We start from the raw sequence: 14,570 nt of genomic DNA, 5'->3' as shown, positions 1-14,570 counted from the left end.
CCGCAACTGAATATCAGAAGCGACCAAAGCACGGTACCACTTTACATCACGCCCCTAATTTAGGCACAACACCAAGCAGATCCATCTGGGTGAAAAATATATCTCGTCCCGTTAAATTGGTTAAAGAACCGTGGTTAACATACCGTTCACCAAAGCCGCTAATCGGCTGTTTTCTTACATCTTCTCCTGCAATAAAAGTAGGCACCGGCGCCCCTGAATGATCCTTTCGGGCACACGGGGTTGAGTGATCACTGGTATAGCTAATATAACATTGTGCTAAATCCAGAGTCTCCAACATGTAACCTACCATTTGATCTAGCTTCTCTGCCATCTCCACTTTTACTAATGGTAAATTATCGTGACCTGCTAAGTCAGGTGCTTTCACGTGCAGTACGACCCAATCATAACCCTCTTTTAGTTTATCTAAAGCAAGGTTGGCCTTGGCTAAAAAATCCGTATCAAACCCTGCCGTGAACTCGGGGCGATGAAACACATCCAACCCTGACATCCTTGCAATTCCTAACACCGTTTTGTCACCCGCAATACAAGCCCCTTTAATACCGTAAATGCTACTGATCTTCGGTGCTTGTATCTGCTTACCAACCCCTCTAAGCAGAATCATATTTGCTGGAAGTTGATGATTATTTTTACGCAGTTGATTGACAGGATGTTTGTCCAAAATTGCATAACATCGCTCTGTCATCTCCCACACACGAATAGCGGTTGCATTGGCGTGCTCTGAATCATCGAGAGCCACTGGAACCACGACTTTACTTCCTTCTTTGGCTGTGCCGGGATCCGTCGTAGTAATCTGTTCAGATAACCCGCCTCCACGCAGTACAACGGCCACACGGTGAGCACTTAGCGCTTTTGCAACCACTAATGTGCCATCACTAAGTATCATGCCATCGATGGCATCAGCTAACTCTTGCGTGCCTTGATTGATTCTCTCAGCGCGCCTATCGATAACGGTAAAATCCTCTGTGACCGTAGCAAAGTTACCTCGAAAGGCAATGTCACCGGGCTCCATGTCTATGCCGGCACCATACGCTTCAATTGGACCTCGACCGGTATAGACTTCATACGGGTCATAGCCAAATATCGCTAAGTGGCCGACATCCGTACCCACCGGGACCCCAGCCTTTACTGGGTGTACATTGCCGAATTCACCTTGAGACGCAAGTGCGGCTAAATAGGGAGTATTGGCGTACTCCAAAGGTGTTTGACCTTTAAGCTCTGGGTTGGGCAGATCGCCCATCCCATCGGCAATGATCAACAGTGCTTGTTTTTTCATGACCACCCCCTAATTAGCAACAGACTTTTGGGCATTAGATGCCGAATCTAGATCATTTAGCACATCACGGCGCTTCCATAACAACGCACCTGATAACAGAATAACCAGTGTCCACATGGTCCACTTAATCGCTGCTGCTGGCTGATAAGTACGGATTCTAAATTCCACCTCACTGCCCGGTTTCAGTTTCTTTTTCACCACATCAACCGTTTTATAACCATCTTGTTCGCCAATAAAGAAGGTCTTTTTCTTTTTTGACCATTCAGGCAATACGACGCCATACAACTCTTTGCCTTGCGGTACACCCAAAGAGCCGACATACTTACCGATCGCAACGGGTGAGCTATTAATAAACTCATAAGAGACACGCTTTACCCCGCCTGGGTGGCTGTATTTCAACTTGGCTTTTTTCTCTTTGTACAGTTTCGTTACATTGAGAGTTTGATTCAAAAGCACAGCAGCATTGGCATTTTTAAATTGATAAACCAACACATCGCGGCCATGAATTTTCTCAACCTTTGCGGTCGAACTATTGAGTATCCCTTTGGTAGCAACTGCCGACAGCACTTTCCCATCTTCATAAGCGGGTAAGAAGATCTGCCCTTGACTATTGGTAACCGCATTCACAATTACCTCAATTTGACCATCGCTTTCTATTGGACGAATGTTCTCATGGTAGGATTCGATCTTACCGAAATCTTCAGCATTGGCGCTCATTGTGGTTGCTGTAATCACTAAAGCGCTCAATAATTTACTAACTGTTTTCATAATCTTTACTCCGTCAATCTCTGACTGTTAAACAATGCCCAAATAAGCAAACCATGTGAATGACGCGGCGAACATGATGCACCACTTCGCCATAAGGGTAAGAACCCCATATAACAGCTGATTGTTCACAGAGAAGTAGCCAGTACTGTAGTAAACCAAGTTAGCTTTACTATGAGGAGGCAGAGTAATGGTATCGGCAATAGTAAAGGCAGCCGGAAGCGCAAGCATCAATGGTGATACACCTGCCGTCTCAGCCAATCCAACTAAAGTCGGAATTAAGATGATGGTACGTACGGTTTTACTGGTAAAGACAAAGTGACTGAAACTTGATATCGCGATGACCACGCCATAGAGCATGGTAAAGCTCATGTCTTGCACACCAAGATTTGAGAATAGACCACTCAGAGCCCAGCTTGCGACGCCGGTTTCACTTAACGACACACCAGCAGCATACGCCCCAGCAGCAAAGACCATTAAGTTCCACGGAATCTTTGCTTCTTTCCAATTCAAGATGCCAATATAAGGCATGAAGAATAGCGAAGCGGCCATAATCGCGACCATTACTAAGCTAAACTGGAAACCAAACATATCTAAATGCCACTTATCACTGGCCCACAGTGAGATGGTTAACAAGAAGATACCCGCGGCTTTTTTCTCTAAAGTAGTAACAGGACCAAGTTCATCATATTGATTTTGAATCTCTTTGATCTCATCGCCACCCTCTTGTTCAGCTTTAGGGCGGAACAGCGCCAGACCAATAAAGAATGAGGCGATCAATGTTAGAATGGCAATCGGTGCAGAAGCAATAAACCACTCGCCCCACGACACTTCAGAGCCTGTAAACTCTTTTAACAGACCAATGGCCAAGATTTGAGGTGCCGTAGCAGTAACAATGGCACTGGTTGAAATATTGTTCGCTTGTAAACTTTGGATACCTAACAACTTACCTAGATTAGCGTTCCCTTTTTCAACCCCATAGGCTTTGGCAACCAAGAGTACAATCGGTAACAGCATCGCTGCACGTGCTGTCGTTGACGGAATGATAAAGGCAACCGTAAAGTTTGCTGCCATTAAAGACATCAGAATGGTTTTCCAGGTTTTACCAAATCGAGTGATGATCGCTAAGGCGATTCTTTTCGCTAATCCACTCTTTTCCATTCCTGAGGTAATGATGAATGCAGACACCATCAACCAAATCACCCCATAACCTAAGGTACCTAATGCATCCTTTTCTGCCCAGCCACCAAATATCGATAGCAAAGCAATGGCAATCATTGATGTTGCATAGTTAGGCAAAGATTCGGTAATCCACAAAATCAATGCAAAGAAAAAGACCGCTAATGACATCTTACCTTCAAAACTGATCCCTTCAGGGGTCGGCATTGAATAGATGGCCATCAGCACAAACATTGCTAACGGTAAGCCGAAGTAGTACATCAGCTTTTCGGTTTTACTTTTACTACTGAGATCTCGAGTTATCGCAACCATCTCAGTCTCCTTATTGTTATTATCCATTATAATTGCCACGTCAATGTGGCTCGTACGTCAAATTGTTGCTCACAATTCACTGGCAAAAATAGTACTAATGACAAAGCTAACAGTTAAATTGGTTTATTTTATGCTAAGGATTGGCAATCTAAATAGGAGAACTCCCCACCCAACAAGAAATAAGATAAGACACTGTATTATAAGTACTTACATGTCAGTTTCGGTGTAAAAGCAGACAATAAAAGGTAAGGTATGAATCAATTTTGATGAAATTATAACTGGGTATTGTGACCTAACTGACAACTGACGCTGAGTGAATTGAGGTTGATATGAAATAGAGTGCCCAACGAATATCCAACAAAAATACATCACCATACTTTTTAATGCATCATTGCCTAATAATCGGTATCATTTATCCTATTAGATTTTATCGTTTAACAGGACATATTCATGAAACTTACTGCTTTGGATCAACCTCTTTTTGACCATCTATATCAAGATATTAAACAGTTCCGATCAACCTTCGATCTCGCGGTTGAAGATCCTGCAAGTTTAGACGATAAAAGCGATACCCTTCACTCTTCTTTAATCATTGAGGAGCTTACTGAGCTGGCTGAAGCAGACTGCAAAGTAGAGCAAGCTGATGCGATTGTTGACTCGGTATATGTATTAATGGGCCGTTTAGTGCAACTTGGCGACCAAAAGGTAGAAGATAACCTCACCATCAGTTATCTTATCGATCTTCTTCTGCATGTTGCTAATAACCGCAACATTGACTTTATCACTTGCTGGGATGAGGTTCACTCTAGCAATATGAGTAAAGTATGCCGCACCGAACAAGAGTACCAAGAGACTGAAGCCTTCTATGCGAATCAAGGTGTTGAACTGATGGCTACAGTAAAAGAGGAATTCATCATCGCTAAGTGTGCTAAGGATGTTGAACTCGCAAACAAAACCGTTCGCCGTGGAAAAGTATTAAAGTCAGTCTACTACCGCCCAGCCGATTTAGACAAACTGGTAAAATAAACACACCATAAACAAAAAGGCTGAACCTCTGTTCAGCCTTTAATAACTTAGACATCCAATGATAAAAAGACTATTGAGTCTGAATATCTACTCTTCGATTACTGGCACGCCCTTGTTCCGTATTATTGTTTTTCAATGGCACGGTTTCCCCTTTTGAGGTCGCAGTGAGCTGCTGATCATCCACTCCTATCTCTTTTAGATAACTCTCCACTTGAGTGGCACGTTTCAGTGCTAAAGAGAAATTGTATTCGGCAGTTCCGGTTGAATCTGTGTGCCCTTCTACGTTATAACGCCCCTGCTCTGAGGCCAGTCGCTCTTTGATCACTTTCAACACATATTTGGACTTGTCGGTTAACTCATGTTGATTAAATTCAAAATAGACTCGCGCTAATGGTCCTGATGCTTTTTTCTGCGCCGTGGCTATCAAATACTCGCTGCATTTTTTTGATAACCCTGCGCTCACCATATGTTGGGTAAGATAAGCCACTTCAGGTGTCTCTTCAATTGCCTGCTCTATCTGATAAAAAGCCCCTTGGTGATGAGAGATCCGCGTTCCCTCTCCGACCGTCACTGTCTGCTCAAACTCTACCTCATTATTACCACAATAGAGTATCAGCGCTTGATCCACCGACATCTTAGTGGGGTAGCTCGCCGCACTGGTTGTGCCAGATAACAGCAGGGTTATCACACCTAACCATATTGATATTTTCATCTCTCTCTCCACTACGTTAGATGGCCAATTTCTTCAGCAATTAACTCTAAAATCTTATCCAATACTTCTTGTTTATTATCCGCACTAAAGACATTTTCAGCCCCAGCGCAATTAATCAATGACGCGTCTGCATTTGCATTATAATCGAATCCTATAATCACCAATTTGGCGGTGATATCTTTGCCTTCAGGCGTAACATCTTGGTTAAGTTCTTCACGAATTTTATCGCAATACCCCATTGAAATAAGCTGGTTGTGATGTGCCTTATGATTATGTCTAATTTCGCGACTGGTCGAGTCTCTTCCATCAGATAACACCACCACTAAACGTTTAGGGTTATCCCCATCACGAACCAATTGAGCCGCTCGAATGATCCCTTGATAGGTTGCTGTCGTACCTCCAGGACTATAACGGTAGAGATCAGTTTCAACACGAGAAAAATTAGACGTGAGCTTTACATCTTTTACTCTTGCACTTGCACGACTCATACAATCCGTTTTTTCAGTGAAAACTTGAGCCAACGTTTTGTTGTAGTTCGGAGTGTATCTCCATTCTCGTCGGTAAGGATCCCAAACACGATCTAAAATTAATTGATCAACATAACAATCTCTTCCTGAACGGTATGAGTTAGTTAATGTACTAAACGGGGCAATGCCTATTTTGCTTTTCTCGGTGTTAATCTGTTGATTAAATTTATCTAGCTCATCTGCTATTAACATTATAATTTCACGCAGTGCTTTATATTTATCTTGTCCAGAACTTCCTAAATCGTTTGTCATTGAACCAGTAAAATCGGCAGCAAACACAATATCTAACGAGTCACTCTGATACTTTCTTGAAGCGGAAAACCCATTCACTTCAAAACTGTCACCAAAGCTTGGATGCACATTATTGCCAGGAAACCAGGGAGTGTGTTCGGTGCTTACCGTGACTCTATATTCAAAATAACGCGAATCTCCATTATTGAGCCCGGCGGTGCAATCTGGCAGATCTTCACACACTAATTTACGCACATTAATACCCGTAATCGAGTTCATGTCCGTCATGTATTGCGACACCACATTGGTCACAATTTCTTGATTTTTACTGCTACCGCTGCCGCTGCCATCGTCGCTATTTTCATCGTTATGCGCCGCAATCGCTAAAGAAGCCACTTCCGACGCATCTCCTATCCTCGCTTTGGTTTGTAAGATGCGGGCACCATCAGAGGCCAGCACAAACAAGCTGAACAGAGCCGGTACGATCATCACAAACAACATGATTGCGTGGCCCGATTGATTGGCTTTTGATGCACTTCGCCTTGTCATTGCTTTTTTCATCTTATCGCCCAATCATAATTGATGAGGAGTTAACCCGAGTGAATCGCTCACCGACCGCTGCACCAAACCAGTTGTCGGTGTCATAACATAAGGTGACCCGATACAAGGAGGCTTGCCGTCCCCAAGAGGTCACTACTGAAACATGGGTAAGCTGACTCAAGAAGTCATTCACATTGCAACGAAGTGTCCCAACATAAAAGCGCACCGCCGCATTGGCCGCACCACTATTGTCAAAGGTCTGCTCCTCAATCAACGCGCCAAAGTCAGATGCCGTGTAACTCTGCATGGTGCGTTGCAGTGAGTTTTCCGCAATCTGATAAATGGCATTGGTTTCAGCGGCTCGGATGCTATAGTCTTCGCCATAAAGCTGGGTACGTTCTTTGACGATACTCACCAGTGAAAAGGACAACCGATCCAGTTTTCCTTTTACTGCCAATTTAATGATCACATCACCGCTAAACACCAATAACATGCTAAAAGCGATGGCTATCAGTGAGAATTCAATACTAAAGGTACCGCGCTGTTTAGATTTGAAATTGATCACGTTCATACTCTTGTATTACGATCGCCTCACGGCTGAACACCGTGGTTTGATCCATAAAGAAACTGAAGATAGATTTAAAGTCATAACTGATACGATAAATTGCAATAGCACTATTGTTGGCATTACCGCACTCTACTGAACGGTTCCCAGCTTCTGGTACACAGTTGTCCACATGACCGACTAAATCCTCGATGGTATTTAAATATTGCACGCTGTAACTAAAATTCTTCCCATCAACAAACCCCTCCCACACTGAGGTGCTACTGCTGATCACTTGGTTAAAAATCACCAGATAATCTGTTTTCTCTACCTTGGCACTGCGTGCCGCCTCTGCAATCGCCAAGTCACTGATAGCCGAAATGTAGGACATGTAACTCATTTCAAGCCACGCTACGCACATCAACCAAAAACTAAAAAATCCGATCACAAATTCAATGGCGACCACACCCCGCTGCCTCTGTCTTCCCTTTCTATTAATAAAGCTCTTCATACCATTCCTACGACTTACGTTTTAACAGTTGAACCTGCGGTGGTACTTCTTTCACTTGGCTTAGATAGTTGAACATCTTAGCGATCTCTTCTGAATTGTACTTAGACGACAAGATGGTATTGGCGTAGGTGTAATCCCCTTTTCTCACCAGTGCCAATACCAAGTTCGATTCGGTCTGATCGTCAGCCTCTCCTTTCAAATAGAGGGGTAACAGGCGATGAATCGCCGTTTGATAATCCTTCTCTAAGATATCAATCACCGCCAGATTATTTTTCACTGTCATGTCATCGTAAAGGTGTACCCTAGCTAAAGTGAAGTAGTGTCTGGCTTGAAAAAACTGACGGTTAGCAGCGTAAATCATACCTATCAAGTTCTCTAATTCAGCGTGATTCTTGGACAGCTCTAATGCCGATTGCGCCTGCCACAGCGCTTGCTGAATATTTCCCTGCTCGTAAAGCGCATGCGCTTCAATTAACAGTACTGGTAGACTTGTTTTCTGTGCATCACTTAAGGTGGATAGGGTAAACAACGCTGATTCAGGATCGCCAGACTGCAAATAGGTGTCCGCTAACTTGATGCGAAGCTCGCTGCTGTCCGCTACCCTGATCTCGGTTTTATAGAGATCAATCAGTTTAGCGTGGTTATTGGTTTGCAATAACAGACTCTCTTTACGTGCAAAATCGGCAAAACGAGCATCAGTACTCGCGCAGCCTACTAGCCAGAGCGTAAAGCAGAGTAGAGTAAGTTTTTTAATCATTGAATAACATCCTCATGATTCCTGGTGCAACAATCAAAATAACGATGGGTAGCATAATGAACAAAATCAGTGGCACTGACATTTTGGCCGACAACTTGCCAATCTTCTCTTCTATCCCAAGCATCTGGACCTCTCTAATGTCGACCGCTAAGGTGATCAACACATGGTATATTGAGGTGCCGTATTTCATGCTCTGTTTTAACGTCATCACGAAGCTGCGTATCTCATTAGTGGGCACATCTCGATACATCTCATCGAGTGCCTTTTCTAAACCGACGATTTTAGAACGCTCATCGGTTCGGGTAATTAATTGGGTCAGATCTCGGTCAAAACCCGCCATCTCTTTACTTAAATAGGAGAGCGCCGCTTCCACCGTCATGCCGGTTTGCACACACACACCAAGCAGATCAAGTAAAAATGGCAACGAATTAGAGAGTTTATTACGTAAGTTTGCAGCCTTTCTGGCGAGGATGGCATCAGGCAAGATCACCGCAATAATCAGCCAAAATGCGACAGCAATCACTCCGCTGCTCATGCCCCAACTCATTTTCTCTGACAAAAAATAGATGGCGATTAAGCCAACCACTAACACAGCATATTTGGCTGGCATATAGTAAGCGGCGTAGGGAAACTTGTAATAACCTGCCGATTCAAACTTCTCTTCCACTTCACTCTTTTCTGCCACCAACAGAGTGGTTAATACTTTACTAACACTGTCACTCCCTACATCATCACTCCCGCCGCTCTGTTCATGATTCAAATAGTGATGATTAGCCCGCTCTTTTTTAATTAGCCTTGATGAAATGGAGATGATGAGTGCCACACTGGCCACGATAAAAATAAGAATGTAAAAAATGAGCTGCCGTGAACTTAATAACGCGTGAATAATCTCCATTACTTCACCCCATTCATCAGTGACCACACAATAGAGATACCAATAAACTCACTGCCCATCACGTAGTAAAGAATGGGTTTACCGGCAGGATCAAACATAACAAATTCATAATTTTCAGGACTTAAAAATTTCAGCATGAACAGAAAGATAAACGGAAGTGAAGCCACAATCTTCGCCGACATTCTGGCCTCAGAAGTCAGAGCATATTTTTTCTTCTCGATGGAGCGGGCATCAAACATCAACCGGTTTAAACGCCCCATCACATCTTTGAGTTGCCCCCCACGACGAATATTAGCGGTCAAAGTGATGACAAAAAAGTGGAACGAGGGATAGGGGAAACGCTCGCACGATTTTCGAAATACCGCTTCAGCGCTCTCTCCGACTTGCAGGCGACTTCCCATCTTTTTGAACTCTTGTCCCACCACCCCTTCGAGTGAATTTCCCACATAGATAATGGCGTGCATTAAGCTCTCCCCAGCAGAAACCGCACTGGTCAGAATATTTAGGGCATCAGGAAATGACTCTTCAAATTGTGTTTTTTCACGTTTGGCTAACCATTTAATGCCAAAATAGATGGCCGATAATAGCGTAAACGGCACCGTATATTGCTCTGGAGCTCTGAGAAATTGCAGGTTTAGAAATTGACCAAAAATGGTAGATACCAATAGAAAAAAGAGAATTTTCAGCAGCGCAAAACGGCCAACTTGTCGCTGGATCTTCTTCCATAAGTGCACCATTCGCTTATGGATATTCTGCTGCTGGAATGATTTCAAATCAATCGCTTGCCTATCCGTCAGCATCGAGTCCACAAACTGTGTCTGATTCATGGTCGCCATATAATCATGACGTTTAGGTTTATAAAACCAGATAAAACAGAGTGCGCAGGCACCGATAATAAGCAATAGCGTGACCATTAGCTCACCTCACTAAATGCCGCATTGAGCTGTTCTTCAAGGCCAAAGAATCGTGATTTCTCGACCAATATGGAACGTTGCATCAGCCCGGCAGTCACAAAGTTACCTTTTACTTTTCCATCGCTACCTTGAGGCTCAGGTTTAAAACGAAATATCTCTTCTAGCACTACATTGCTGCCTTCCAAACCGACCACCTCGGTAATGCTCATCACTTTACGGCTGCCATCGTGTAGTCGACTTATTTGAATCACTAAATCCACCGCACTAACAATCGAGCGTCGTATCGCTTCTAGGGGTAGACTACTGGTTGCCATCATCACCATAGACTCGACCCTCGCTAACGCATCTCTTGGGGTGTTGGCGTGAAGCGTTGACATGGAGCCGTCGTGTCCAGTGTTCATCGCTTGCAGCATCTCAAACGCTTCTGCACCACGGCACTCTCCGACAATGATTCTATCTGGTCGCATACGCAGGGAGTTAATCACCAATTGCCTTTGGTCAATACTGCCATTGCCTTCGATACCTGCCATTCTCGTCTCAAGCCTCACCACATGGGGCTGAAGCAGTCTGAGTTCGGCGGCATCCTCAATGGTCAACACTCGTTCGTTATGGGAGATATACTGCGACAGAGCATTGAGCATAGTCGTTTTTCCAGAGCCAGTACCACCAGAGATTAAGATATTCAATCGACAGTGCGCCGCTATCATCATCACCTGTGACATCTCAAGGCTCATGGCACCAAAACCGACTAATTGTGGAAAGTCGATGCTCTGCTTTTTAAATTTACGAATCGACACTGTGGTGCCATCAATAGCCACTGGAGGGATAACAATGTTAACACGACTGCCATCCGCTAAGCGGGCATCACAGGTCGGTTGGGAGTCATCGACACGGCGCCCCACTCGTGATGCAATACGTTTGGCAATATCGAGAAGTTGTCTTTCATCAATAAAGTTCACCTCTACCTGCTCAACCATTCCCCCACGTTCAATGAACACACTTTCGTGGCCATTGATCATGATGTCCGAAATCGAATCATCATCCATCAATGCTTGCAACGGTCCTAACCCTTGTAATTCATTGACCAAATCTTCGACATAACTTCGTCGAACCACTGAGGGCAGTGATACTTCCTCTTTTTCAACCAGTAGGTCAACGGCGTTACTGAGCTGTTCTGAGAGTTTCTCTTTACTCAGGGTGTTCACCGCCTCCGGCTCAAGGGCATCAAAAATCTGTCCTCGAATACGCACGTACATCTCTTTGGTGCTAGCCATGCTACCTCCTTAACCCTAAGCGGCTTAATAGCCCTTTACTCTTTACTTTTCCTTCTTCACCTAACAGCAGTGAGGTTAATAATTTGACCGCCTGACTCATGCATGAAGAAGATTGATGCAGCCGTTTTTTATCCAAAAGTGCGGCATCTAAGCCCGTCTCAAGTGGGAAAATCACATCAATCGGCTGGCCGATGTACTTCACCACCTCCTCTTGTGAGACGGTGGCGAACTTCTCAGCAATGGTGTAGTTAAGAACAAACAGAACTTTGGCAGAAGTGCCCAGTTTTTTTAGTTTCGATTGCAGCTTACTCGCCTCCCGCAAACTTGAAACGGTTGGCGAAAGCACCATCACAATCGTGTCAAACGTCCGACTGACATGCTCTAAGTCATCCGTACTGCTAGCTGAGCTTGAGTAGTCTTCAATAATGAAATGGCACTGACTAGCCAGCTCACTACTCAAGGCATGGTTATACGACTTAAGATCACACTCCTTCATATCTTCTGATTCCAGCGCCAAAATGGAGAGCATTGAAGTTACTTTTTTAACTAGGCTTTTAGCATACACACTGTCGATGTTGCTGATAGAGTCTGACTTTAGAACCGCTTTTTTCTTAAAATTTCGTAGCCCCATCAAGATATCTAAATTGCCACCTGAATAGTTGTGATCCACCACCACACACGTGCTGTTCTTTTTCTCGCACAGTGAGTAAGCCACTTGCGATGCAATCACACTATTACCCACCCCACCTTTGACACCCCAAAAAGCAATTTTTTTGGCGATTCGGCTCTTACTCAACCCTGCTTTTTTCAGTCTATTTTTTTCAACAGTGCGGATAAAATCCACCAGTTCTTCTTTGCTTACTGGCCAAAACAGGTAGTAAAAACCGAGGGCTTTTAACTGGCGAATGGTCGAGATCGAGTCTTCACTACCAATGATGATCACCGACGCATTGTTAGGAAGCAGGTGACTAATACGCTCTGCGTCTTTTATGATATGCGCACTCTCATTGAGCTCAACCAATACCACTTCAAGCTGCGATTTTTTTACGTGTTCGTTAATGGACTCGTCACTGTTGATCTTAATTCCAGGTTCTTGCATACCATCAAATCGGTACGCTTCTAACACCGATTTTTTACACGCTTCATTTTGATAAAAAAGGACAGAAGTTACCGCACTCTCTTTGGCTTTTTTACTCTGGCCTTTTTTTAAAATATCGACTAAATCCATCATGGCTATTTCTCCCCCACAGGCAGTTGCAGTGCCCGCTCAGGGTTGACCATAGATTGCCAACGTGCTCCGTTTGAAAAACAGCCTTCATCGGTACGCGAGTAGTGACCAATCTTGGTGTATTCACAACGATCCACCAAGACACGGTATTGCGTGATAGTCAGTTGAAAATCGAAACGTTGATCCAATTCAACCAGCTCTTCATTGATCTGAATGCTCTTAGTATCCAGACCCTGTTTTCGTAGCTGTTTTACCGTTTTATTGATTAACGCTTCGCCTAAATCAGATCTCCATACCATACTCATAGGCTGAGTGGTCACTAGATCCCAATGCTGTTCAAGGTACTCCGTCAACTCTTCTTCCGCACGACTCACGTGTTTTGGGTTAATTTTCAGGTTAAGGGTATAGGTGATCGGATACAGGTCAACATCGCTGCCACTTCGCTCTGCCACATGCTCAGCGCAACCAAATAGGAATGAAATCGATAACAGAAGTAACCATCTAACGGTGTGTGTACTAATAAGATTCATCATTTTTTGAATCCTCCAGTCGCTAATATTGGGGAGACATGTTTTGAAGAGGCCTTTTCATAACTGCTGTCAACGGCAAAGAAACGCTGCAAGGTGGTGGTCTTCTCCATCAGTGGCAGTTGAACGTGAGCACTGCTGATCGGCTGAACCAAATTCACCGTCGCAACAATGATCAACTCGGTTTTGGTACGCTCGGTGCCAGTATGTCTAAACAGAGCACCCAGAACCGGAATGTCTCCAGCAAACGGGATTTTACTGATGGTTTCTCTATCTTCAGTGCTTAACAAACCACCCAATACAAAGCTTTGCCCATCACCCAGTTCCACTGTGGTTCTCGCCTTTCGGGTTTTCAGTGCCGCCAAGTTGTATGTTTGATTGGTGTATTGAGAATCAATCGAGCTGACTTCTGGGCTTAACCATAACTTAATCTTATCGTCTCTTAGTACCTTGGCCATCAAATCCAGACGAATACCAAATTCCTTATAGCTAACGTTGGTACCACCATCTAAAATGGTGACGACTGGAAGCTCTCCCCCCACTAAAAAGCTGGCGGTCTCGCCGGAGATCACCGACAAATTAGGCTCAGCCAATACTTGGCCAACGCTGTCATCACCGATGGCGGTCACTACTGAAATGATGTCGCTGGCGGAATACTTGTTGGCTAGATTACGTACAAACACCCCAGGTGTCATGGCAAATACATCGGAATATTTGATGCCGAACTCTTCTAAAAAAGAGTGGGAAACTTCAGCAATAGAGAGCTTTACATTCACCTGTTTGGTGGTAATCACATCAATGTTATTCACCAATCCTTCAAATGACTTTTTTGTCATGAAATCGACCACAATCAGCTCATCATCATTGTTCTTCCAACCCAGGCGCTCTTCGGTTGATTTCTTGCCCATCAACTCGCCCACTAGATTATTGGCGGAGTCTTTTATCTGTTCGGTGGCGACACTTCCCGTCAAGACCACTTGGTCGCCAACATTACGCACTTTGATATCACTGTGTGGAAACGCTAACTCCACTTTTTGTTGGATGACGTGCAGACTACGATTAATGAAAATAGAGTTATTAGATAAAGTTGCACCATCTTTGCCGAATATAATCAAAGTGGTCACACCCACAGAACGGCCAAACACCACCACTTTATTCTGCTCAATCACTTGATAGTCGGCCACCTCCGGTGCGGAAATGAATACTGAGGAGATGTCTTTTTTCACTACGATGGTTCTGGCTTCACCTACATCAAAGGTGAGGCTCGATTGTGCCAACGTAGTGGTTGAACTAATCAATAACCAAATAAGTGAGAGAATTGAATACCATTTCAT

15 protein-coding genes are annotated in these 14,570 nt (G+C 44.0%); 1 reads left to right on the top strand and 14 read right to left on the bottom strand.

What is annotated here, in order from left to right; genetic code table 11:
• Window positions 1–46: 46 nt before the first annotated feature.
• From apgM to L4C32_RS01335, 3 genes are read right to left on the bottom strand one after another with little or no spacing between them, the layout of a single operon-like run.
• The gene (gene apgM / locus L4C32_RS01345; protein WP_428195054.1) at window positions 47–1,294 is read right to left on the bottom strand and encodes a 2,3-bisphosphoglycerate-independent phosphoglycerate mutase; all 1,248 of its coding nucleotides are present in this window, start codon (window positions 1,292–1,294) and stop codon (window positions 47–49) included.
• A 9-nt stretch (window positions 1,295–1,303) separates the two neighbouring features.
• A complete protein-coding gene (locus tag L4C32_RS01340; RefSeq protein WP_428195053.1) occupies window positions 1,304–2,062 on the bottom strand; it encodes a hypothetical protein in 759 nt (252 codons plus the stop codon).
• A gap of 27 nt (window positions 2,063–2,089) precedes the next feature.
• Entirely contained in the window at window positions 2,090–3,550 is a 1,461-nt protein-coding gene (locus L4C32_RS01335) for an SLC13 family permease (protein WP_428195052.1), read from the bottom strand.
• A 450-nt stretch (window positions 3,551–4,000) separates the two neighbouring features.
• On the opposite strand from L4C32_RS01335, the gene L4C32_RS01330 reads away from it, so the two are divergent.
• Window positions 4,001–4,576: a nucleoside triphosphate pyrophosphohydrolase family protein gene (locus L4C32_RS01330; protein ID WP_428195051.1), complete on the top strand. Its 576-nt coding sequence runs from the start codon at window positions 4,001–4,003 to the stop codon at window positions 4,574–4,576.
• A gap of 70 nt (window positions 4,577–4,646) precedes the next feature.
• On the opposite strand, the gene L4C32_RS01325 is transcribed toward L4C32_RS01330, so the two are convergent.
• Genes L4C32_RS01325 through L4C32_RS01275 form a run of 11 tightly spaced genes read right to left on the bottom strand, consistent with a single transcriptional unit; the run spans window position 4,647 to window position 14,570 of the window.
• Complete coding sequence (locus tag L4C32_RS01325; protein ID WP_428195050.1) at window positions 4,647–5,288, bottom strand: OmpA family protein; 642 nt, start codon at window positions 5,286–5,288, stop codon at window positions 4,647–4,649.
• 11 nt (window positions 5,289–5,299) lie between these two features.
• Entirely contained in the window at window positions 5,300–6,607 is a 1,308-nt protein-coding gene (locus tag L4C32_RS01320; protein ID WP_428195049.1) for a pilus assembly protein, read from the bottom strand.
• Between the two features lies 1 nt (window position 6,608).
• Window positions 6,609–7,157, bottom strand: coding sequence for a tight adherence pilus pseudopilin TadF (tadF, locus tag L4C32_RS01315; protein WP_428195048.1), 549 nt, complete (start codon window positions 7,155–7,157; stop codon window positions 6,609–6,611).
• Entirely contained in the window at window positions 7,132–7,641 is a 510-nt protein-coding gene (locus L4C32_RS01310; RefSeq protein WP_428195047.1) for a TadE/TadG family type IV pilus assembly protein, read from the bottom strand. Before L4C32_RS01310 ends, tadF begins: the two co-directional genes overlap by 26 nt.
• Before the next feature lie 7 nt (window positions 7,642–7,648).
• The gene (locus tag L4C32_RS01305) at window positions 7,649–8,398 is read right to left on the bottom strand and encodes a tetratricopeptide repeat protein (RefSeq protein WP_428195046.1); all 750 of its coding nucleotides are present in this window, start codon (window positions 8,396–8,398) and stop codon (window positions 7,649–7,651) included.
• On the bottom strand, window positions 8,391–9,293 hold the full coding sequence (locus tag L4C32_RS01300; RefSeq protein WP_428195045.1) for a type II secretion system F family protein: 903 nt from the start codon (window positions 9,291–9,293) through the stop codon (window positions 8,391–8,393). The genes L4C32_RS01305 and L4C32_RS01300 overlap by 8 nt, the downstream gene beginning before the upstream one ends.
• Entirely contained in the window at window positions 9,293–10,207 is a 915-nt protein-coding gene (locus L4C32_RS01295) for a type II secretion system F family protein (protein WP_428195044.1), read from the bottom strand. The genes L4C32_RS01300 and L4C32_RS01295 overlap by 1 nt, the downstream gene beginning before the upstream one ends.
• Entirely contained in the window at window positions 10,207–11,481 is a 1,275-nt protein-coding gene (locus L4C32_RS01290) for a TadA family conjugal transfer-associated ATPase (protein WP_428195043.1), read from the bottom strand. Before L4C32_RS01290 ends, L4C32_RS01295 begins: the two co-directional genes overlap by 1 nt.
• A 1-nt stretch (window position 11,482) precedes the next feature.
• Window positions 11,483–12,712 (bottom strand): CpaE/TadZ family protein, encoded by a 1,230-nt coding sequence (locus tag L4C32_RS01285; protein WP_428195042.1) that lies wholly within the window; start codon window positions 12,710–12,712, stop codon window positions 11,483–11,485.
• Between the two features lie 2 nt (window positions 12,713–12,714).
• Window positions 12,715–13,242, bottom strand: a complete 528-nt coding sequence (locus L4C32_RS01280; protein ID WP_428195041.1) for a hypothetical protein — start codon at window positions 13,240–13,242, stop codon at window positions 12,715–12,717.
• Window positions 13,239–14,570 carry a type II and III secretion system protein family protein gene (locus tag L4C32_RS01275; protein WP_428195040.1) on the bottom strand — a complete coding sequence of 444 codons (1,332 nt, stop codon included), beginning with the start codon at window positions 14,568–14,570 and terminating at the stop codon, window positions 13,239–13,241. The genes L4C32_RS01280 and L4C32_RS01275 overlap by 4 nt, the downstream gene beginning before the upstream one ends.

Source organism: Aliivibrio kagoshimensis, assembly GCF_050337105.1.
Lineage (GTDB): Bacteria > Pseudomonadota > Gammaproteobacteria > Enterobacterales > Vibrionaceae > Aliivibrio_A > Aliivibrio_A kagoshimensis.
This window is presented reverse-complemented; position numbering and strand designations above follow the sequence as displayed.